Origin of the sequence: Sphingobium sp. WCS2017Hpa-17 (assembly GCF_031843765.1) — a bacterium.
Taxonomy (GTDB): Bacteria; Pseudomonadota; Alphaproteobacteria; order Sphingomonadales; family Sphingomonadaceae; genus Sphingobium.
Genome location: NZ_JAVTIV010000016.1, coordinates 1 through 21,752, shown reverse-complemented (window position 1 = coordinate 21,752; position 21,752 = coordinate 1). Strand labels below are relative to the sequence as shown.

The 21,752-nt window shown below is 59.8% G+C and carries 18 protein-coding genes and 1 pseudogene; 9 read left to right on the top strand and 10 right to left on the bottom strand.

What is annotated here, in order from left to right; translation table 11 throughout:
* The first annotated feature begins 112 nt into the window (after window positions 1-112).
* Together RQH62_RS18285 and RQH62_RS18280 are read left to right on the top strand one after the other, a co-directional pair.
* Entirely contained in the window at window positions 113-1,588 is a 1,476-nt protein-coding gene (locus RQH62_RS18285; RefSeq protein ID WP_311270156.1) for a CoA transferase, read from the top strand.
* 53 nt (window positions 1,589-1,641) lie between these two features.
* Entirely contained in the window at window positions 1,642-2,643 is a 1,002-nt protein-coding gene (locus RQH62_RS18280) for a hypothetical protein (RefSeq protein WP_311270155.1), read from the top strand.
* A 9-nt stretch (window positions 2,644-2,652) separates the two neighbouring features.
* On the opposite strand, the gene RQH62_RS18275 is transcribed toward RQH62_RS18280, so the two are convergent.
* The 4 genes from RQH62_RS18275 to RQH62_RS18260 all read right to left on the bottom strand — a co-directional run bounded on the left by RQH62_RS18275 (window position 2,653) and on the right by RQH62_RS18260 (window position 7,599).
* On the bottom strand, window positions 2,653-3,903 hold the full coding sequence (locus RQH62_RS18275; RefSeq protein WP_311270154.1) for an MFS transporter: 1,251 nt from the start codon (window positions 3,901-3,903) through the stop codon (window positions 2,653-2,655).
* Between the two features lie 24 nt (window positions 3,904-3,927).
* The gene (locus RQH62_RS18270) at window positions 3,928-4,728 is read right to left on the bottom strand and encodes an SDR family NAD(P)-dependent oxidoreductase (protein WP_311270153.1); all 801 of its coding nucleotides are present in this window, start codon (window positions 4,726-4,728) and stop codon (window positions 3,928-3,930) included.
* Between the two features lie 84 nt (window positions 4,729-4,812).
* Window positions 4,813-5,388 carry a VOC family protein gene (locus RQH62_RS18265; protein WP_311270152.1) on the bottom strand — a complete coding sequence of 192 codons (576 nt, stop codon included), beginning with the start codon at window positions 5,386-5,388 and terminating at the stop codon, window positions 4,813-4,815.
* A gap of 72 nt (window positions 5,389-5,460) precedes the next feature.
* Entirely contained in the window at window positions 5,461-7,599 is a 2,139-nt protein-coding gene (locus tag RQH62_RS18260) for a TonB-dependent receptor domain-containing protein (RefSeq protein ID WP_311270151.1), read from the bottom strand.
* Between the two features lie 368 nt (window positions 7,600-7,967).
* Between RQH62_RS18260 and RQH62_RS18255 the strand changes: the two genes are divergently transcribed.
* From RQH62_RS18255 to RQH62_RS18240, 4 genes are all read left to right on the top strand, one after another.
* A complete protein-coding gene (locus RQH62_RS18255; protein ID WP_311270150.1) occupies window positions 7,968-9,671 on the top strand; it encodes an acetolactate synthase catalytic subunit in 1,704 nt (567 codons plus the stop codon).
* Window positions 9,672-9,736: 65 nt separating this feature from the next.
* A complete protein-coding gene (locus RQH62_RS18250; RefSeq protein ID WP_311270149.1) occupies window positions 9,737-11,134 on the top strand; it encodes an aldehyde dehydrogenase family protein in 1,398 nt (465 codons plus the stop codon).
* A gap of 25 nt (window positions 11,135-11,159) precedes the next feature.
* A complete protein-coding gene (locus tag RQH62_RS18245; RefSeq protein ID WP_311270148.1) occupies window positions 11,160-12,611 on the top strand; it encodes an NAD-dependent succinate-semialdehyde dehydrogenase in 1,452 nt (483 codons plus the stop codon).
* A complete protein-coding gene (locus RQH62_RS18240) occupies window positions 12,608-13,831 on the top strand; it encodes an MFS transporter (RefSeq protein ID WP_311270147.1) in 1,224 nt (407 codons plus the stop codon). The genes RQH62_RS18245 and RQH62_RS18240 overlap by 4 nt, the downstream gene beginning before the upstream one ends.
* Window positions 13,832-13,846: 15 nt before the next feature.
* Here RQH62_RS18240 and RQH62_RS18235 read toward each other — a convergent pair whose 3' ends face one another.
* Window positions 13,847-14,662: an IclR family transcriptional regulator C-terminal domain-containing protein gene (locus tag RQH62_RS18235; RefSeq protein WP_311270222.1), complete on the bottom strand. Its 816-nt coding sequence runs from the start codon at window positions 14,660-14,662 to the stop codon at window positions 13,847-13,849.
* 174 nt (window positions 14,663-14,836) lie between these two features.
* On the opposite strand from RQH62_RS18235, the gene RQH62_RS18230 reads away from it, so the two are divergent.
* From RQH62_RS18230 to RQH62_RS18220, 3 genes are all read left to right on the top strand, one after another.
* Entirely contained in the window at window positions 14,837-15,274 is a 438-nt protein-coding gene (locus RQH62_RS18230; protein WP_311270146.1) for a cupin domain-containing protein, read from the top strand.
* Between the two features lie 33 nt (window positions 15,275-15,307).
* Window positions 15,308-16,150, top strand: coding sequence for an SDR family oxidoreductase (locus RQH62_RS18225; protein WP_311270145.1), 843 nt, complete (start codon window positions 15,308-15,310; stop codon window positions 16,148-16,150).
* A gap of 85 nt (window positions 16,151-16,235) precedes the next feature.
* The gene (locus RQH62_RS18220; protein WP_311270144.1) at window positions 16,236-18,671 is read left to right on the top strand and encodes a TonB-dependent receptor; all 2,436 of its coding nucleotides are present in this window, start codon (window positions 16,236-16,238) and stop codon (window positions 18,669-18,671) included.
* 57 nt (window positions 18,672-18,728) lie between these two features.
* Here RQH62_RS18220 and RQH62_RS18215 read toward each other — a convergent pair whose 3' ends face one another.
* From RQH62_RS18215 to RQH62_RS18195, 5 genes and pseudogenes are all read right to left on the bottom strand, one after another.
* A complete protein-coding gene (locus RQH62_RS18215; RefSeq protein ID WP_311270143.1) occupies window positions 18,729-19,580 on the bottom strand; it encodes a fumarylacetoacetate hydrolase family protein in 852 nt (283 codons plus the stop codon).
* Window positions 19,581-19,630: 50 nt separating this feature from the next.
* Window positions 19,631-20,428, bottom strand: coding sequence for a 3-oxoadipate enol-lactonase (gene pcaD, locus RQH62_RS18210; protein ID WP_311270142.1), 798 nt, complete (start codon window positions 20,426-20,428; stop codon window positions 19,631-19,633).
* A gap of 7 nt (window positions 20,429-20,435) precedes the next feature.
* Entirely contained in the window at window positions 20,436-20,726 is a 291-nt protein-coding gene (gene catC, locus RQH62_RS18205) for a muconolactone Delta-isomerase (protein WP_311270141.1), read from the bottom strand.
* Window positions 20,727-20,729: 3 nt separating this feature from the next.
* Window positions 20,730-21,683 carry a muconate/chloromuconate family cycloisomerase gene (locus RQH62_RS18200; protein WP_311270140.1) on the bottom strand — a complete coding sequence of 318 codons (954 nt, stop codon included), beginning with the start codon at window positions 21,681-21,683 and terminating at the stop codon, window positions 20,730-20,732.
* Window positions 21,638-21,752, bottom strand: a pseudogene (locus RQH62_RS18195) (IS5/IS1182 family transposase); the annotation flags it as partial. The gene RQH62_RS18200 and the pseudogene RQH62_RS18195, both read right to left, overlap by 46 nt.

Sequence of the window (21,752 nt, the reverse complement as noted above, 5' to 3'; positions counted from 1 at the left end):
CCCCCAAAAGAAATTGGACGGTCACAAAAGCACCTCGCAAGGTCAGCGCAATCCTGGGCGGGGCTATCGAGCTTTCGCTCGACGTCAAAAAAGACAGATTCTGGAGAGGGGAATGCGGGACCTGAATTCACGCCTGAAACATGCCTACGCCAACCCCGCGACATCAGCTGAATTTGACCTGGCAGAAGCACTCGAAGAAGTGCTGACGGGCGTCGGATTGTCGACCGCCGATGCTGGCGGTAGGGTGAGCCATATTGGCGCCGATCCAGTGATCCGAAGCCCGTTGCGACTTGGCGGAGCGGCAACGATCGCGCTGCTCGCCAAATCCGTCTCGGCGGCCGCTTTTCACCGCTGGCGCGGAGGCGAGGGCCAGGACATTGCGATCGACCTGCGGAAATCTCCGCATCGGCTCTGTCCCTTTTACGACAATAAGTGGGAACGCATCGGTCGCTATCCGACGAGAACGACCCTCGAGGTCGGCAACGAGATGATGTTCAACTTTTACAGGACCGCTGACGATCGCTGGGTATTTCCTCAGGCCGGTTACCCCAATTTGCGCCTGCGTGCGCAGAAATTGCTGGGCGTTCCGCTCACAAGGGAGGCCCTGAGCGACGCCATCGGAAAGTGGAACGGCCTGGACCTCGAACATGCGGCGCATGAGATTGGCGCGGTGATGCCGATGATCCGCAGCCTCCCTGAGATGATGGAGGAACGGCAATATAAGGACGTGCTCGCTGACATGCCCTTGATCGAGGTTACCAAGATCGGTGACTCTTCTCCTGAGCCGCTGCGCCCTGTCGGCACCGCGCCCTTTTCGGGCTACCGGGCTCTTGGCATGGCCCATGTCATCGCCGGCGCGGGGCTTGGGCGCTCGTTGGCGCTCCATGGTTGCGATGTGCTCAACCTCTGGCGTCCAGGCGACGGCGAACATGAGATCACCTATTGTTCGGCGCATGTCGGCATGCGCTCGGCCTGGCTGGATCCGCGCGCCGATCGCCCGCTTGCGATCGAACTTCTGCGGGACGCCGATATTTTCTTCCAGAACCGCAGACCTGCGTTCATGCGCGAGATCGGAATGACGCCGCACAATGCAGCGCGTGAGCGGCCTGGAATCATTTATGTATCCGTGTCACTTCATGGCAATGACGGGCCCTGGGCCGAGCGGCCTGGCTTTGACCAGTCTGCCGGGTCGGTTGCGGGCATTATGGCGCTGGAAGGCAGCATGGAGCAGCCCGCTCTGCCGCCGGTCGGCGTCGTGAACGACTTCCTCACGCCCTGGCTCGCGCAGGCCGGGGTGGTGTCGGCGCTTCGGCGCCGGGCCGAGGAGGGGGGCTCATATCATGTCCACGTGTCCCTGACGCGGGTCGCTCTCTGGATCCTGTCGCTCGGCATTTTCGACAAGGCTTGGGCGCATGCCACCGCAGATCGGTCAGAAGAGCATCGCTATTTGGATCCCGACCTCTTCACTGCGGCAACGCCGCTTGGGGACTATCAGGGCGTAACAGATCAGGTAACGATGTCGCTTACGGCTGGGCGCTATGATCCTGTGCTCGTTGCGCAGGGCAGTTCAGCGCTATTTTGGAGGTAGGCAATGCGCCCGATATGTCAGCTTCAGCCAATCGATAACAAAGGAATTTTATCATGACCGTCCCGATCAACATGGTCACAGGGCGCAGTGATACCCAGGCCATGGGCAAGACGCTGATGCACGAACATGTGCTGATCGGCTTCCCAGGTTGGTTCATGGACGCTCGGCAGCCGTCGTTCAAGCGCAAGGAAGCGATCGAGCGCGTGGTCGACGCCTTTCAGGGCCTGCACCAGCATGGCGTGCGCACAGTGGTCGATCCCTGCCCGATGGACCTTGGGCGTGACGTCGAATTCATGGCCGAAGTATCGCAGAAGAGCGGAATCAATCTCATCTGCGCGACGGGGGCCTATGCCGAGACGATGGGTATTTCCTTCACGCTAGGCGCCTTGTCGGTCGACCAGATCGTCGAATCCTATGTGAAGGAGATCGAGGAAGGCGTGGGGGAGACGGGCATCCGCTGCGGATTGATCAAGATCGCCACCGGCGAGGGCGTGGTGACGGACTATGAACGAAAGGTCATCACGGCCGCAGCCAAAGCTGCGCAGATAACCGGGGTGCCGATCCTGTCGCATACCGAACGCTGCACCTGCGGGCATGATCAGATCGACATCGTGTCCGAGGCGGGGCTCGCCTCATCCAGTCTTCTGGTCGGACATAGTTGCGGAACGGACGATCCGCCATATCAGCGTTCGCTCGCCGAGCGCGGATCCTATGTCGGCTTCGATCGCTTCGGCGCGATCCTCGAAATCGCAGACGATATTCGCATCCGCAATCTCAAGGGAATGCTCAACCATGGCTATCGCGATCGCGTCATGGTGTCGCACGACACGGTCAATTGCTGGAAAGGCGGCGTCGGTGCGATGACGCCTGCCGAACTCCACGCAGCTATGCCGAACTGGACCATCACCCATTTGTTTGAAAATATTTTCCCCGCTCTGGAGAGCCAGGGAGTGCCGGCACATCATCTTGACGAAATCGTGATCGACAATCCCCGGCGCTTCTTTGAGGACGCATGGCGGACCGCGAAGCAACGAACATCACTGGCCGCTGCATAAAGAGGCTTTTCAATGATCGCCTGCTGCGTAGCGGTAGGCATTGAGTCGGGACGCGAGAAGGGCTGCGACACCGGTAAGCACAAGGCAGACGAACATTGCGACGTGATAGTTGCCGAAATGATCGTATAGCGCTCCCGAAATATAGGCGGCGCAGCCCCCCGCGATTGCGAAGGTGCCGAACATCCATCCGTAGATCGCGCCGAATTCCTTCCGTCCGAAATAGCGGGACGTGAAATAGGCGACCATGTCGACTTCGGAACCGAAGGCGAGGCCGATGAGAATGACGGCAATTGGCGCAAGCAGCGTGCCAGGAACCAGAAGAAGTATCCCTGCGGTCGCCACCAAAGGCACGATAACGGCGATGACCGGACCCCGCGTGCGATCGAGCGCCAGTCCTACCAGAAGCCGCGCCGCCATTGAGGACAGCCCAAGGATCGAGGCTACGGCGACGGCATATTCGGGCGAGGCGCCAAGTGAGCGCATTAGAGGGATGAGATGGGTCGTGATGCCGACAATGCCAAGGGTCAGCGCGGTGCCGATAGCGATAAGGAGCCAGAACTCTGACGTTGCCGTAGCCTCCTTGAGCGTAAGGCCAACCGGGTTCCGGGCGGGAAGGGGCATTGTCGATCCGGCAGGACGCCGGGTAGGGCCAAGCAAGACCCAGAGAACGGGCGTGACCAATAGCGCCATCACGCCCATACCATAATAGGCGTAGGCCCAGCCTCCCAAGTTGATCAACCACAAGGTGGCGAGCGGAACCCAGAATGCGCCAAGGCCAATGCCGGCAAAGGCGAAGCCGATCGCAAGGCCGCGAGCGCTGGCAAAATTGTCATTGATTGGTTTGGTCAGCGTTACGGCAGAGGCGCCGCCGCCCAGTATACTCGTGACGAAATACACCAGCCAGAACGGCATTATCCGGATGAGAATAGGTGTTGAGAGCAGGCATAACGCATAGAGCAACAGCGAGAGGATGCTGACCCGGCGCGCGCCGAAGCGATCGGCCAGTGCGCCCCATCGCGCCCCGGTAAACAGGAGGGCAAAGCCGAAGGCCGTGATGCCAAGCGACAGATAGGCGCGCGACCAGCCGAATTCAGCTTCCAGAGGCGCGATCAGCGCCCCGTGACTGTAGCCGAGCGTCGAGGTGACACCCGCGCTCAATCCCAGGATGATCCCCAGGATGATGCGCCAGTGAGTCCGCAACTCGTCGATCCGAGTGGATCCAGTAGGCACTACGGCATCCTCGACGGTCATATTTCCCATATATCTCGCCCTTGCCGAACTGGCTTAGAAGAATCCGCCATCGACCGGAATCGTTGCGCCGGACACATAGGAGCCCAGATCCGTAACTAGGAATTCGACTGCGCCCGCGCAATCGTCGGGTGAGCCAAAACGGCGCAGAGAGATTTTCTTGACGGCTTCGCTTCCCATGGAATCATGGATGGGCGCGGTCCTGCCAGTTCTAATCACTCCGGGCGCGATGCAGTTCACGGTGATGCCAAACGGTCCGAGTTCCTGGGCCAGATAGCGCGTATAGCTCTCGATGCCGCCCTTCGCCGCGCCATAATGAGCATAGCCCCCTTCAATTTCAGGACGCTTGGCGCCGAGGCTGGATTTGGTGACGATCCGCCCCGATCCCTGACGCTTCATATGGGCTGCCGCCGCGCGGCAGCAATACATGGTGCCATAGAGATTGCGTCTGATGACGGCGTCCAGCACATCGTCCTCGATCACGCTGCCGCCGGTTTCGGCCGGTGTGCCGAGGCCGCCGCCGGCGTTACACACCAAGATGTCGACCGTGCCGAAATTGGCTGCAACTTCGTCGATCGCTGCTGTCACGGCGTTCGACTGCGTGACATCGACCTCAAGTCCAAGGCTCCGTCGTCCAAGGCCTTCGACTTCGGCCATCGTCGACTCAGCGGTCATGGCCACGCGCTCCTGCTCGAAATCCTCATAGGATCGCAGATTGGCGTCGAGGATCGCAACGTCGGCGCCCAAATGAGCGAGGCGAAGCGCATAGGCGCGACCCAGACCGCGCGCCGCGCCTGTTACAATTGCGCTTTTGCCCAGAAGGGGTTGTGCGGTCATTGTCATTCACTCCCATTGCCACTCGGATAGCGCGTCTTTGTCTGCTACCCGAAACTTTCTAACCATGCGCTCGCGCATTCACGCCTATTTGAGAATGATGTCGCTTGGCGCCGGCCCGTCATAGACGAGCGAAACCCCATCCCATTCCGCCGCGCACTTCTTCATAAAGCTGTAGAAAGCCTCACTTGCCGGAAGCATCTCGATAAATTCCTCGATCGCATGCGGCGCGCCCTCGCGCTGCACCATGACACATCGCGCTCCGCGCGCCGTGACGCCATAATGCAGGCTTTCAAGGCCGGCGGCATCAAGTGCGGCGGCGGCGCTGTCGAAGTCCCGAACGGCAAGTCCTAGATGGTGCAGGCCAAAGCCGTTACGCTGTGCGACCTCCTGGAAGATGGACGGCATGCCCGGCCGAGGACTGGCCAGTTCAAACATCATGTCGCCCGCATAGCCCAAGGCCACGCGCGTCCCCATGGGGGTCGCCTTGCCGCGATAGCGGGTCTTGTCCTCTTCGGCAGGAGGCTCCTTATAGAGAAACCAGGGTCCGGCGCCAAAGATGCGCGAATAGTCTTCCATCGCGGTCTCAAGATCCTCCACGACGAAACATATCTGGATGAAATCGGACTCAATCCTGGGCTGGCCCAAAGGCGCTGGCGGCATGGTAACTCTTCCATTCTAGGGAGGCATGGGCCGCAAAGAGAACTCGTCGCGCGTTCTCTCCTTGCGGAACACTCACATTTCAAATTCGAACTGGACACCCACCGTCCTGGGGCGGAGGCGATCGGCATAGTCGTTCACCGGCTGTGGGCCGACCCGGCGCACTCGACCGCCCTCATCAGTGACATTGTCGGCGAAGATTGACGCACTCCAGCCATTGCGCGAGCGCAGCTTGAGTTCGAGATCGAGCTTTGTGATATTGTCGCCATTCAGCAGGGTGAAGCCGGAGGTATTGTAGATCCGGGATGTGTGAGTCACCGCCGCTGACAGGCCGGCGCTATAGTCGTCGGACAGATCGAAATTATAGCCCATCTGGCCCGTCGCGGTGAGCTTGGCTGACTCCGGCAGCCTGGTCCCCTTGCGGAACAGAACCGCAGTGCCTGAGAAAACGTCCCGATCGAACTCAAGATTGTTCCAACTCACCGTGCCGCCGATGCTGAACCCGCGGGCAGGACGGACCGTGGCAGCAAGATCAACGCCAAGTCCGCTGGCCGATGCGGAGTTGATTGCCTGGTTGACGCCGAAGACGCCAGCCGGTGTCGTGATGATGACATTGAGGACCTGCACCGTGTCTTTCCAGTCGATATAATAGACCGAACCGTCGAACTCGATCAGGCCATCGAAAAGCTTGCCCTTGGCGCCGACCTCATAATTGTGGAGCCGATCGGGACGCACCGACTGCGCAGCATCGGTGACCCGCAGGACGAGGCCGTTTTGACTAAAGCCGCTCCGGAAACCCTGCGAATAGCTGGTATAGAGGGAGAGATCGGAGGTCGGACGGAAAGAGATGACCGCCCGCGGCGTCACTGCGTCAAATGACTGCTTGCGGTCCGGCAGGAGCGGGTTGGTGTTCCAGAAGGCGTTCTCGTGATAGCTGGTCTTGTCCTTATAGTAGCGTAGGCCACCCGTGACAGTCAGGCGGTCGTCGAGAAATTTCCGGCTGAGTTCGCCGAACACCGCGTAGGATTTCGACCCATAGTCGAAGTCGAGCCAAAGCCCGTTGTTCAGCGTATCAAAGCGCTGACGCTGATTGTCCTTGGCATCCCGATAGATAGTGCCGACAGACCATCCCCAGGGGCCATCCCCCGTCGAGACCGCGCGCAGTTCCTGTGACCAGAGCCGAGCGCCCAGTTCCGTATTGTGGCGCGCGCCCCCGACCGGCGCATCGATCAGGCTGGCGTTTCGGAATTTGATATGGCTGGTCGCGCTGAGGACCGAGAAGGTCGGGAAGTCATAGGACAGCGTCAGTCCATAGGCGTCAAAGTCAGTGCTGGCCGGTTGCCTGAACCGGGCAAGCCAGGTCCCGTCATCTCTGGAATTGTTCGACGAACCGATCTCATTGCGGTTCAGCCAGACAAGCCCTTCCACCTTGAGATTGTCGGACGGCTCACCGTTCAGTTTCAACCGCAGATTCTTCGTCTTGCCGTCGTTGACTTCCTTGATGCCGGCGACGGGAAGATCGATCCAGCCTGCGGTGTCCGCATAACCAAGGACCGCGCGCAGGGCGAGCTTACCCGGTATAAGCGGGATATTGAGTGCGGCGTCGCCGCGAAAGCTTTCGCCACCTCCGCGGGTGGTCGATCCGGTGGCACGCGCCTTGACCTGGACCTCGTTGAGATCGGCGTCATGGGTCAGGACCCGGACCACGCCGTTGAGCGCGCTGGCACCATAGAGCGTACCCTGCGGTCCGCGCAGCACCTCCACCCGTTCCATATCATAGGCATTGGCGTCAGGAGAGACGGGGAAGCGGGCGAAGGCGAAGGGGATTTCGTCCAGATAATAGCCCACGACGCTGCTGCCGTTGAACAGCGAGGGGTTCGACGCGACCCCGCGGACGGCGAATTTCGTCATGCCGCCCTGGAACGAACTATAGCTCGTAACGCCCGGTACAGCGCGCAAGGCGTCATTGACGCTGTTGACTGAACTGGATTCGAGCGCACGGCCACCGAGCGCTGTCACCGACAACGGAACATTCTGGAGAGATTCCGACCGCTTCTGTGCCGTCACAACGATGTCTTCGGTTTGCGGCGTCGCTGGACCTGTCTCGCGCGTCGCCGATCCGGCCGCGCCGCTATCTTGACCATAGGCCGGTAGCGCCAGCATCGCAGTGCACAGCCCCGAAAGCAGCCCAATGGCTGTTTTGCGTTTCGGCATCCTATCCTCCCCTCAATTCGTCATTCTTTATCATGTGCGATCCGGCCTGTGACGTGCCGAAACGCTGGCATCTTCTCATCACAGCGACAGGCCATAGGACAAATCGCTACTTCTGTTGGCCTATTCCTCCGAGGAATGTCTTTGGCTATTTTTAATCAGGTCATGACCTAAGGTGATGACCCTTGGCCAAAAGGAATTGGACGAAGGAGCCCCTCTTCTCGAAGACGGAAGCGAGAGCAGGCGCCATTTTCAAGCCTGGCCCCGGTTCATGATCAGCAAGGTATTGGCGACGCCTCGAAGTCGCCGGACCGCAACCTCGCTGTTCATCGACCAGCGGGGAACGCGCAATTGTAGGGAGAGGGACTAAAATGAAGGTTTCCGACGTCATCGCTGCGTCGCTCAAGCGGCACGGCATCACGATGTTTTTCGGGCAGAGCAATCCGATCTCCTTCAGCATCTCGGCCGAGGAAGCCGGCATGCGCCAGATCTTCTACAGAACGGAAAATGCCGGTGGCGTGATGGCCGATGGCTTTTCGCGGATTACGAACCGCATCAGCGTCTTGGTCGCGCAAAATGGACCGGCTGCCACACTGGCCGTGGCGCCCATGTCAGAGGCCCTGACTGCTTCACTGCCTATGCTGGTGCTGGTCCAAGAAGTACCCGCAGCCTTCCGCGACCGCAACGCTTTTCAGGAATTGGACCATTTTGCGCTGTTTGCCGGCGTCTCGAAATGGACCCGGCGTCTTGATGATCCGGCCCGTGCCGAAGATTATGTCGATCTGGCGATTACCGCCGCCAATTCCGGTCGGCCCGGTCCTGTCGTTCTGCTCCTGCCACGCGACGTTCTCGACATGGAAGCGCAGCCGCCGCGTTTCCCCAGGCACCGCGACAGTGGCAGTTTTCCTCTCGATCGGGTGCGTCCCGACTGCGAGAACGTCCAGCGCGCAGCCCAATTGCTTGCGACGGGGCGCGCGCCGATCGTGATCGCAGGCGGCGGTGTTCATCTGTCGGGCGCTGCGGCGGCGCTTGAGCGCCTGATAGACGTCGGACACCTGCCAGTTGCGACGACCAATATGGGCAAGGGCGCGATCGACGAAAACCATCCATTATCCCTGGGCGTTGCGGCGAATGTGACCGGGGAGAAGGGGCCTGCTCACTTCCATCTGCCGATCATTTCCGGCGCTGACGTCGTGCTCTTCGTGGGCTCGCGTACCAACGAAAACGGGACCGACGGCTGGAGCCTCACCGCACCTGACGCGACTTATATCCATATCGATGTCGATAGCATGGAAGTCGGACGATCCTACGAAGCGACCCGTCTGGTGGGCGATGCGCGACTGGCGCTTGAGGATCTCGCCGAAGCCCTCGAAAGGAGCGATCTCTCGCTCCGCAGCGCCGCCGCCGATGCCCTGAAGCAACAAATCGCTGAGGGGCGTGCAAAGCACAAGGAGATCATGAAGCCGGTTTTCGCATCGGATCAGGTGCCGATCTTGCCCCAGCGCATGCTCGCTGAACTCGATGCATTGCTCGCGCCCGACGATATCGTGGTGGCTGACGCGAGCTATGCGTCCATCTGGGTTTCGAGCTACCTCACTACTAAGCGCACTGGGCAGCGCTTTCTCCTTCCGCGCGGCATGGCAGGCCTGGGCTGGGGGATGCCGCTGGGGATGGGCGCAAAGCTTGCGTCACCCAAATCGCGGGTGGTGGCGATTGTTGGCGATGGTGGCTTTGCTCACGTCTGGTCCGAAATCGAGACCAGCGTGCGCGAGAATATCCCGGTGGTCGTGATTGTCCTCAACAATGGACTGTTGGGCTATCAACGCCACGCCGAAAATCTTTTCTACGGCAAAACCTCATCAGCCATCGCATTCAGTCCTGTTGACCATGGCGCCGTCTCGCGCGCCGCCGGCGCATTGGGTGTGACGATCGAGCAGCCCGGCGATCTCAAGGCCGCACTGGAAGCTGCACTCGCTGCCGACACAACGACGGTGATCGATGTCATCGTCGATCCAGATGCCTATGCGCCGTCGAAACTCTGGGACGGCAATGCCGCCAAGATGAACTTGAAATAGGATCCGGCAATTGGGCGGACGTACGAATGGAGAGGATAATGACAGGCGTTCAAAGCCCGTTTTCAATGACGATCAACGGACGTTCAGCGCCCGCACGCGAGCAGATTGATGTCATCAATCCTGCGACCGAGCAGGTCTTTGCGAAGGCTCCCAAGGCAACGCTCGATCAACTCGACGAAGCCGTCGCAGCAGCAAAGGCGGCCTTTCCCGCCTGGGCTGCACTCTCTCTTGCCGAGCGGCAGAACTATATCGGGGCCATCGGCGCGTGCATGACCGAGCATCGTGAAGAGCTGATCAACCTTCTGATCCACGAACAGGGAAAGCCCCGCGCGAATGCGGAAGGGGAACTGGACGGTTCCATCTATTGGTGCACGGCCTTCGCGCAGAAGGATCTTCCGGTCGATATCATCGAGGATTCGGCCGACCGCCTTGTCGAGGTACATCATGTCCCACTGGGCGTAGTGGCGGCCATCACTGCGTGGAACTATCCGTTGATGATCGTGGCGTTCAAGATCTTGCCCGCGCTCCTTGCAGGCAACACGCTCGTCGTCAAACCATCGCCCTTCACGCCCATTGCGACGCTGCGGCTGGGTGAATTGCTCCAGTCCGTGCTCCCGCCTGGTGTCGTCAATGTCGTCTCGGGGGGCGACGACCTGGGTCCCGCACTCACCAGTCATCCCGATGTCGCCAAGATATCCTTCACCGGTTCGACCGGGACCGGAAAGAAGATCATGGCGAGTGCGGCAGATACACTCAAGCGCCTGACGCTGGAACTTGGCGGAAACGATGCCGCTATCGTGCTGTCGGACGTCGCTGTCGAGGAAACTGCGCAAGCGCTGTTCTGGGGTGCGTTCCAGAATAGCGGTCAACTATGTGTGGCCGCCAAGCGGATCTATGTCCATGTCGACATCTATGACGCATTTCTGGACGCCTTTGTCCGCTATGCCGGGTCTGTGCCGATGGGTAGCGGCACGGAGGAGGGCGTCCAACTGGGGCCGGTTCAGAACCGCATGCAGTATGACAAGGTTCGCGAACTTATCCAGGATTCTCGCGACCAGGGGCATCGTTTCGCACTGGGTGGGGACGAGTGGGAAGGTCCAGGCTTCTTTGTTCCCGTAACGGTCGTGGACAATCCACCCGATGACGCGCGCGTCGTGGTCGAGGAACCATTCGGCCCTGTCGTACCCATTTTGAAATTCGAACGGGTCGATGAGGTGCTTGAAAGGGCCAACAAGGGATCGTTCGGGCTTGCAGCGTCCGTCTGGACCAAGGATATCGATCTCGCCCGCAATCTCGCGGCGCGTCTCGATGCGGGAACGGTCTGGATCAACGAAATCCAGACTATGTCGCCTGATCGGGTCTTTGCCGGTCGTAAGCAGTCCGGTCTTGGGGCCGAGCATGGCCTTGCCGGTCTGCTTGAATTCACCGCGCCACAGGCCATCGCAATCAACAAGGCCGCCTGATGGCAAGGCTGCAGGACAGTTAGAGATGTTCGAACTGAAGCGTGAAGCCTGCTTCATCGGTGGAGCATGGCTGACGAACGGCAAATGGGTGGACGTCGATGATCCGGCCAGCGGTTCCGTCATCGGGCGCGTGCCCGATATGGGCAGGGCGGAGGCCGAGCATGCGATCGCCGCTGCGCACGAAGCGATGGGAGTCTGGGCCGCTACCACTGCGCGTGCGCGCGCCGACATACTGGTCCGCTTTCATGATCTCGTCCTGGCGCATCGAAGCGGGCTCGCAGAGTTGCTGGTCGCCGAGCAGGGCAAGCCGCTTGGCGAAGCGCTCGGCGAGATCGACTATGCCGCCTCCTTCCTGCGCTGGTTCGCCGAAGAAGGGCGACGCAGCTATGGGGAAATTGTGCCGGCGCACATGGAGGACAAGCGCATATTGGTTCTGCGCCAACCCGTTGGGGTCGTAGGCGCAATTACGCCGTGGAATTTCCCCGCGGCGATGGTCACGCGCAAGATCGCGCCGGCACTGGCGGCAGGGTGTGGCGTCGTGCTCAAACCTGCGCCGCAAACACCCTTCACCGCTCTTGCGCTTGCTAAACTTGGTGAAGAAGCAGGGCTGCCGAGCGGCTTGCTCAACGTGGTAACAGGAGATGCCGCAGAAATTGGCGGCGCGCTGACCGCCCATCGGCTCGTGCGAAAAATCAGCTTCACCGGGTCGACCCCGATAGGCGCACTCCTCTACCAGCAGTCCGCCACGACGATCAAGAAACTGAGCCTCGAACTGGGCGGCAATGCACCCTTTATCGTGTTCGACGACGCAGATGTGGATGCGGCGGTGACCGGTGCCATCCTCTCCAAATTTCGCAACGCCGGACAAACCTGCGTCTGTGCCAACCGGATTTATGTGCAAAGCGGCATCTATGAAGCCTTTGTGGAGCGATTGTCGTTGGCTGTTGATCAACTCCGTGTTGGTGCCGGCAGCGAAGCAGGTGTCGCAATCGGTCCGCTGATCGATGCGCAGGCCCTCGACAAGGTCGAAGCCCACATTGCCGACGCGCTGGCGAAGGGGGCGGGCCTCGTTTCGGGGGGAAGCCGTCATCCCCTGGGCGGTCGATTCTTTACGCCGACAATTCTCCGCGATGTCACATCGACCATGCGGATCACCCGCGAGGAAACATTCGGCCCGGTTGCTCCGCTTATCCGGTTTTCGAACGAAGCCGAGGTCATCGCGCTCGCCAATGAAACCGATTCTGGCCTAGCCGCCTATCTTTACGCGGGGGACATGTCCCGCATATGGCGCGTAGCCGAAGCGATTGAGGCAGGAATGGTCGGCGTCAACACCGGCCTTATTTCCACCGAGGTCGCGCCCTTTGGCGGTGTGAAAATGTCGGGGCTCGGCCGGGAGGGTTCACGGCACGGACTCGAAGACTATCAGGAGCTCAAATATATTTGCCTCAGCCTCGATGCGCCGGGCGAGCAGCAATGACGGGTTCGCACGGTTCCAAGCGTTCTGAACTGCGGGATCACTGGTGTGTCATCCTTGGAAGCTTCCTCGGCTTGAGCGTCGGAGTGACCTCCACCATCGGTTACAGCCATGGCGCGCTCATTGCGCCGCTCGAAGCAGATTTCGGCTGGTCGCGTGCTGCACTGTCGCTGGGGCTGACTTTCTATGCCATCGCCATCCTGGTGACGGGGCCCTGGTGGGGCGCTCTGGCCGATCGTCTGGGAGCAAGGGTCGTGGCGACCGCTTCGCTGATCCTTTATGCCGTCGGAATGCTGTCGGTACCTGCGGGTATCCACCATATGCCTTTCTGGCTGCTCTATTTCCTTGTGAGCTGCCTGGGCGCCGGATCGGGAGCAGTGACCCTCATCAAACCGGTAGCTGATAGTTTCGCGGCGGCACGCGGTATCGCCATCGGCATCGCATTCGCAAGCATCGGCCTCTCGGCCTTCTGGGTGCCGCGCCTTGCAGTCTGGCTGACAGCGCTTGGCGGTTGGTCGCTGGTCTTCAAGACATTTGCCGTTCTTGCGCTTCTGGGCGCACCGCTCCTGTGGTTCCTATTGCCTGGGCGGCCCTTGACCCGGGAGGCCGACCAACTGAAGCCCTCGGACAGTGAAGGCATCATGCTTGGTGAAGCCGTCCGGACAACAACATTCTGGATGCTGATGGCGATCGGCCTGTTGCTCACAATCGGTCTGATCGGTCTTGGAACGCATCTCATTCCAATGTTTCACGAGGCGGGCGCCTCTATGGCGGATGCAGCCGCTACAGCCTCGATGTTGGGCCTGTCGTCACTGGCAGGACGATTGCTGGTGGGGACGTTGCTCGATCGCCTGAACGGTCGACTCGTCGCGCTGGCCGTAAGTCTGATGGCGATGAGTGGGATCATCATCCTGTGCACTGCGACGGGATCAGCGTCGCTGACCCTCGTCGGTGTCTTGCTGATGGGCTTCGCCTTCGGATCGGAAATGGACATGATCGCCTATTTCGCGTCCCGCTATTTTGGCCGTCGAGCATTTGGCGCCATCTATGGCTGGCTCGGCGGTGTCATCGCCATGGGAGGCGGGATCGGCTCACTCATTGCGGGGGCAACGCATGACTGGTCAGGTGATTATCAGGCGGCCATGCTGATATGTGCGGTGCTGACTGGCCTGGCAGCACTTCTGGCGCTGCGGCTCGGGCCCTATCGCTATGTCCCGCACTGACGCGCGCAGCGAGGTTTAGGCGCGCGCCCTGGAAGAGATGCCGCTATAGCCCATGTCGCGGCTGATGGCGCCGGCAAGGTCGACGAGATGTGGCACAACAGTCTTGCGATACTGGGCAACAGTTGATCGGCCCTTCGACGTCCAGGATGCGAGCGCCGCGATGACCTCGCCCTCAGCATTGAAAACGGGGGCAGACACCGAAAGCAGTCCCTCCTCAAGTTCTCCGTCGACGATCGAATAGCCATCCTTGCGAACTTGATCCAACGCTGCCCTCAACTCGTCGGGCGTCGCAATCGTTTGAGAAGTGAAGGCCTGAAGCGTAACATTGGTGAGATATTCGTCCACGGCCGCTCGGCTTTGCCAGGCGAGGAGCACACGCCCCATCGACGTGGGATAGGCCGGATTGCGCATCCCGACAGACACATTGACGCTCATGATCCGGCGCACTGGCACGTCGGCGATATGAACCGCTTCTGTCCCGTCAAGGGCGGCAAGGGACGCCGGCTCCGACGTGCGCTCAGTCAATGCGACCATATGAGGCTGCGCGATCTCAATGAGGGCATGGGTAGCGGTATAATGCTGCCCGATACTCAGCACGCGCGGGGTCAGCGTCCAGCGACCGTCTGCGCCGGCGACATAGCCCAACTGCTGCAGCGTCAGGAGGATACGCCGTACTGCCGGGCGCGACAATTCGGTTCGTTTGGCGATTTCGGCAAGCGTGGGCCGCGGCAGATCAGCATCAAAGGCAGTGAGCACCGCAAAGCCCCGCTCGATGCTCTGGATGAAATCGCGCTCGTTGATTGGGTCGTTGAGTATCTCAGGGCTGCCCATCTTCAAATCGTCTCCGATCCCATCATTTGCGTCCTCCTTGACACAGCCGGTTAGCCAAGGCAAACACTGGTGTATGAACGCATAGCGGTCATTTAATACGCAGAGCGTACATCGAATTCATTCGCACCTTCATGGTGCGACGGTGAACGCGCCAAATGAGGGGATGCCAGCGATATGGACGAACAGGCCGCGGAAGGGCTGGGGAATAGCAACGGTATTCATGTTGCCATTGCGCAGGAAAAGACATTGCCTCGCATCCCGGGACGCCGCGATTGGGTAGAGTTTCTGGACTATGGCGTCACCCAAGCGACGGCCGGGCGCATGCGCGTCCAGCGAGCGATGGTCATCGGTCAGCCTGAAGCGACAGGGTGGCATTACCATCTGTGCGAGATGCAGTTCGTCTACCTTCTTGGCGGGGGCTACACGCTGCAGTTCGAGGATGGACGCACCGTGCGCCTTGAGCGTGGGGACAGCATCCTGATCCCGGGCGGCTGCAAGCATAGCGAGATCGACATCGCGCCGGATTTCGACGTGCTCGAAATCTCCATTCCAGCCGACATGGGCACGCGAACATGTGAAGTGCCTGAATATTGGCGCGCAAATGCGTCCTGAACCCCAACACCCTAAAATTTGAAGGAGCATATCGTGGAGAGTGAAGCTGCAACTGGACGCCTCGCGCTCGTCACCGGCGCTGGTGGCGGCCTGGGTCAGGCAATGGTGCTGGCACTGATCGAGGACGGCCATCGCGTCATATGCGCCGAATTTGACCAGGCCTTGCTTGATGATTTGTTCGCACGCATCCCAAAGACTGCCCGCGATCGGGCTTATGCCGTTCTTGTCGATCTGACGAAGGGTGACGAGGTCGACGGCCTTATAGCGAAGCTCGAGAAGCAGCACGGCGCCATCGAGATATTGGTCAACAATGCGGGTGTCGCCACCAGCATCATTCGCGGCGATATTTTTCGACGACCGGTCACCTCCGACGAAATGTCACCCGCTGTCGCGCGGCGCATGTTTGAGATCAATGCCATCGCACCCTTCTCACTGTGCTTGCAGGCGCTCTCAGGCATGAAGAACAGGGGTTGGGGCAGGATCATCAATATCACCACCAGTCAGGACTCGCTGCTGCGCCTTGGAAATATCGGTTATGGCGGGACCAAGGCTTCGCTCGAGGCGCATTCAGCGATCCTCGCCCAGGAACTGCCAGGAACCGGCGTGACGCTCAATGTGCTCGTCCCTGGCGGCGTCACCAACACGGCGATCATACCCGATGATTGTGGTTGGGATCGAGCCAACATGCTCCAGCCCACGGTCATGGTACCCCCGCTGCTGTGGCTGCTAAGCGACGAAGGGGCGCAGGCCAACTGCAAGCGTATTGTTGGGGCCGACTGGCGACAGCCGCACGATGAGGAGCAGATCGCGGCGATGGACCCGATTGGATGGCCGACACCCAGTCGCGCCTTCTTCCCAGATCCAGTCGGCGCCTGAAGCATTGCCTGGCTCCGCGCGGCCCTACCTGCGCGGAGCCGGATCAAGATAATTCATAAGAAACATATATTTATAGGGAGAGGTTATGGGGATTTTACCCAAGGGATGGTCGCGCCTTGCGCTATCGATATCGCTCGCGACCCTGCCGATCAGCCAAACGATGCCCGCGTGGGCACAACAGGGCGAAGCTGGCGATGCCGGATCGGCAGGCGGACTTGAAGATATCGTCGTGACGGCCCGCAAGCGATCCGAGACGCTACAGGATATTCCGGTTGCGGTTGCTGTTTTCTCTCCTGCGCAGATTGATCGCTATAATATCTCAAGCATCGAGCGGATTGCGGCAGCCACGCCCAATCTCACCGTCGGCAAGGCGACATCCGGTTCCGGAGCGCAGATATCGCTTCGAGGAATTGGAACCCCAGCGAGCGCGCTCGGCGTGGAATCCTCCACCGCGATCATTGTCGACGGCGCATATTATGGCAATGGCCGCATTTTGAACGAGGGTTTTTTCGATCTCGGCAAAATCCAGGTTCTCAAAGGTCCGCAGGCGCTGTTCTTCGGCAAGAATGCTACGGCAGGCGTCATAGCGATCGACTCCGCCAACCCCGGCGACACCGTCGAAGGATCGCTCCGCGCCGGCTACGAGATGCGAGCACAACAAATTTACGGGGAGGCGGTATTCTCTGCTCCTCTAACCGAGACATTGGGCGTTCGGGTTGCGCTACGCGGGTCAAAAATGCTCGGCGGCCTCAGTCGCAACCTGGCCACACCTGTGACCTATAACATTAACGACATCCTCAATCTGGCGCCCAACCAGACGGTCACTGCACCGGCGAGCGCCCGCAAGACACCAGGAGAGCGCGAGTTTGTCGGCCGATTGACTGTTCGGTGGCAGCCAATTGACGGCCTCACCAACATTCTGAAGATATCGGGTGCGCTCAACCATGTGGATGATCCAGGGTGGAACAATATCGTCTATGCCTGCGCCACTGGATTCAGCACGTTGCAGCCTGGCGTGCCATGTCAGCGCAAATGGCGCTACTATCACAATGACATGCCGTCGAAGATTGCTGCCGATTTCCCATACGCGAAAGACGGCAAGCTCTACGCGAACTATCGCGCCTTCGCGATTACCAATAATCTGGAATATGCCCTTGGCGACATCACGCTGACATCCAATACCAATTATCAGCATCAGCGCAGCCAATGGTTGTCCGATAGCGACTATCAGCAGCGCACCACCCAGTTGTGGGCTGGATCCTATGAACGTTGGCGTACTTTTTCCGAAGAGGTGCGGGCGACAAGTGGGTTCGATTTTCCCATCAACGGCATGATCGGCGTACTTTATCAGCGTAGTTGGCTCTTCGCCAATCAACCGGTCTATTTCGGTAATTCTCGTGTCAGCACAGCGCCGGCGCGCGACCAGTATATCGCCTATGAGAAATATTCGACGACCAACGGCGAGACGATCTCTCCCTTCGCACAGGTCATCTGGAAGGTCGTGCCGCAAGTCGAGATATCCGGCGGCGCACGATACACACATGAGACGAAAAATAGCTTCTACATTCATCCAGTCGTTCGTCCCGGCCAGATATATCGTTTGAACGAACCCATTTATGCGCGACAGCGATTCAACAACATCTCGCCTGAGCTAGTGGTGTCCTACCGGCCCAGTAGTGGCCTCAACGTCTATGGCGGTTTCAAGACTGGCTACAAGTCGGGCGGCTTCTCGAATGAAAGCGCGTACACGACTTTTAGCGATCCTGCAGATCTTGACTTTGAACCTGAGAAGGCGCGCGGCTTCGAAGGCGGTGTCAAGGTCACGACGCTCGATAACCAGTTGCGGCTGGCTCTGGCTGCGTACAGCTATAAATATACCAATCTTCAAGTGGATTTCTTCGAGGCCCAGTCCTTCCGCTTCGTCACCACCAATGCCGGTTCGGCGCGGACGAAGGGGATTGAATTCAATGCGGATTTCGCGCCGCGATCAATGCCTGGCCTCAACCTTCGAGGGTCGGCCAACTATAACAAGGCGCGCTATATCGACTTCATAGCACCTTGCGTGACCGGTCAGACGCCTGCGCAAGGCTGTCTGACGACAACAAGCAGTCCTTTTGGTGGCCTCTTCGTGCAAGACCTAAGCGGCCGACCTACAGCAAATGCGCCGAGATGGACGGGGTCGCTGGGCGGGGGCTATGAATTTGACGCAGGAGGGCTGACTGTCGGCTTTTCCGTCGATGCGCGCTATAGCAGCAGCTATAATGCGTCGCCTTTCAATAATCCGCTCGCCAACCAGCCACGATATGTGAACCTTGATGCCTCTTTCACCCTGCGCAGCCAATCGGGCTGGGAAGCAGCGATCATTGCGCGTAACCTCACCAACCGCTTCGTGATCAGCGGATCGCTCGATACGCCATCGACAGGTTCAGGAACTGGAACCTCGGCAGGCGTACTCGGGGACCAGCGCGGCTATGTAAATAACCCGCGGACGATACAGCTACAGCTCACCTATCGCTATTAATGTACGTAAGACTGATAACCGGGCCGTACGATTGTACGGCCCGGCATTTTGTGAACGCTATTCGGGCCGTACGATATTCTCGATGGCGCCGATCCCTTCGATCTCCACGCGCACTACGTCGCCGTCACCAAGCCACCGAGGCGGTTTCATGGCAGACCCAATGCCGCCCGGTGTTCCCGTGAAGAATATATCGCCCGGTTCGAGCGTCATTGCCTGAGAGAGATAGGCCACCTGATCATAGCAGTCGTAGATGAAATGACGGGTATTCGATCCCTGCCGCTGCTCGCCATTGACGAAAGATCTTATGTCGAGTGCATGCGGGTCGATTGCGTCGGCGGTGACGATCCAGGGACCAAAAGGCGCATGGCTGTCAAAGGATTTCCCGAGATTGAACTGTGAGGTCTTGAACTGCCAGTCGCGGACAGAAACATCGTTGCCGCAGGCAAAGCCGAAGATCGCGTCCTTGGCCTGTGCGCGGGTAGCATGGCGGATGGTCTTGCCGATGATAAAGACCAACTCGCCCTCATAGTCGAGCGACGTCGACACGCGCGGTAATTGGATCGTGCCATAGGGATCATTGACCGTGGTCGCCTGCATGGCGAACCAGAGCTGATCCTTGGGCATTTCGATGCGTGCTTCGGCTACATGATCGCTATAGTTGAGGCCCAGGCCCATGATCTTGCCGGGGCGCGGCACCGGGGCGTGCAAATGCACGTCGTCCAGGGCATAGGTGGCAGACGTGCCTTGAAGGGAACGCACCGCTTCTTGCCATCGCCCCCAGTCCGCCATCAATGCGATCATCGCCGTTGGCGCCTCATCAAGGCTGGATAAAGAAATCAGCCCATCGCCTTCTACAAGCCCGAGCTCGCGCGGCCCTCCCTCGCGGGTGGTAAAGGTCGCAAGTTTCACATTTCTCTCCTTGTCATGACAGAGCGCTGGCCGCCGCGGGCGGGCCAAGACTAGATTTTCAGTACTTCGGCTTGCCTGGAAAACCCTATGAGCGCGGTCGCAAGCGCCTCTGGAGCTTCAAGCGGTGGCAGGTGAGCGCAGGGGAGCGCGAGGTGCGCCGCGCCGCCGATCGCGCTGACCAACCTGTCTCCATGGCCGTGATAAGGTGTCGAAATATCTTGCGTTCCCGTCACGACCAGCGTCGGCGCAACGATGACGCCAAGGTCGTCGGAAAAGTTCATGTCCCGGATCGCGCAGGCGGCGCCTGCATAGCCTGCATCGCTCTGCTCGACGATCGCGCGCGTCATACGCTTCACCAACGCCTCTTCCTGCCCGGCAAAAGTGGGTGAGAGGAATCGACCGACCGCCATGTCGGCTATGGCGGATGTGCCATCGCGCCTAACTGTGTCGATGCGTGCAGACCAGGTCGCGCGATCCATGGCGCTGGACGTGCAGATGAGCGAGAGTGAGGTGACACGCTCGGGTCGATCGAGCGCACACCGCATGGCGACCATGCCCCCAAGGGACACGCCTGCTATGTGGGCGCGTGCAATGCCCGCCATATCGAGGACGGCGAAGGCATCGTCAGCGAACGTCGCCAAAGCATAATCGCCCTCAGGCGCATCGGATGCGCCATGGCCGCGCATGTCCATGCGAATGACCTGGAAGTGAGGCTTGAGAAAGGGCAGGACCCTATCCCAAAGGCTGATGTCCGTTCCGATTGAATTGAGCAGCATGATGGGCGGCGCGCCATATTCGCCATCGGTTCGCCAATGAATTCGGGTCCCCTGTCGATCTACAAAAGTCATGCGCGCCTCAGTGATCGGTCGACCGAGTTGATGAGGGGTGCCGACATAAGGGCTGCACGGAAATCGACATGAACGGGAAAAGCGGCAGGCCCATGAGCAACTCGTGCAACTGCCCATTGTCGGCCACATCGAAGATGCTGACATTCTGGTATTGACCGGCGACGCGCCAGATATGGCGCCAGATGCCCTGTTCCATAAGTTCCTGGCAGCGCGCCTTTTCGCGTGCCTTGAGATCATTGATGACTGCCGGATCGGCGTCGTGTGGGATGCGGACGTCCATCGTTACATGAAACAACATGGCTCAGGCCCTCGCGGATTGGGAGACGGAGAATGTCTTCGAGCGGTCGCGGCGCAACGAGGTGACGGCGTCATCGTCGAGATCGATGCCAAGCCCGGGGCCGGTCGGCACCGTCAGCGCGAAGTCTGAGTAATCAAGTGGCTGGCGCAGTATTTCCTGCGTCAGCAACAGCGGACCGAATAATTCGGTGCCGTAGTCCAGACGCGGAAAGGTCGCGAAAACATGCGCCGAGGCAATGGTGCTGACCCCGGCCTCTAGCATGGTGCCGCCATAAACGGCGACGCCTGCGGCCTCGGCGATGGCCTGCACATGCTGGGCTGCGCGCAGCCCCCCTGATTGTTCGATCTTGATGGCGAAGACATCGCACGCATGGCTGGCGATATGTTGGAGCGCGCTGTTTGGCCCCGTCAGGCCCTCGTCAGCCATGATCGGGATGGCGGCCTGATTGCGCAGCCGTGCCATGCCTTCCAAATTGCTCCCTGCGATCGGTTGTTCCACAAGGTCGCAGCCCACGTCGACCAGCATCGCGATCGCCCGACGCGCCTCGACTTCGGTCCAGGCCATGTTGACGTCCACGCGCACCGAAGCCTTGTCTCCCAGCGCTGCCTTTATCTTGCCGACATGCGCCACATCTTGGGCAATGTCCCGCTTGCCGATCTTCAATTTGAAGATGTTATGCCGCTTGCGCGCCACCATCTCCTCTGCTTCGATGATGTCACGGCCGGTATCGCCGCTCGCAAGGGTCCAGAGAACGGGTAAGCGATCGTGAACCTGTCCGCCCAATAGCTCAGCAACGGAAACGCCCTTCCGCCGTCCCATGGCATCGTAAAGGGCGGTCTCAATCGCGGACTTGGCGAAGCGGTTTCCGACGATTGATCGCGCCAGCAGGTGCATCGCAGCCCTAGAGGCTGTTATGAACCCGCCGCGATTGCCACAGCTTGCTTCATCATGATGCACGCGAACGCGACGACGTGCAGTCCAGCGAGCGTCTGGGCATAACGTTCATAATCCTTTACGAGGCGGCGG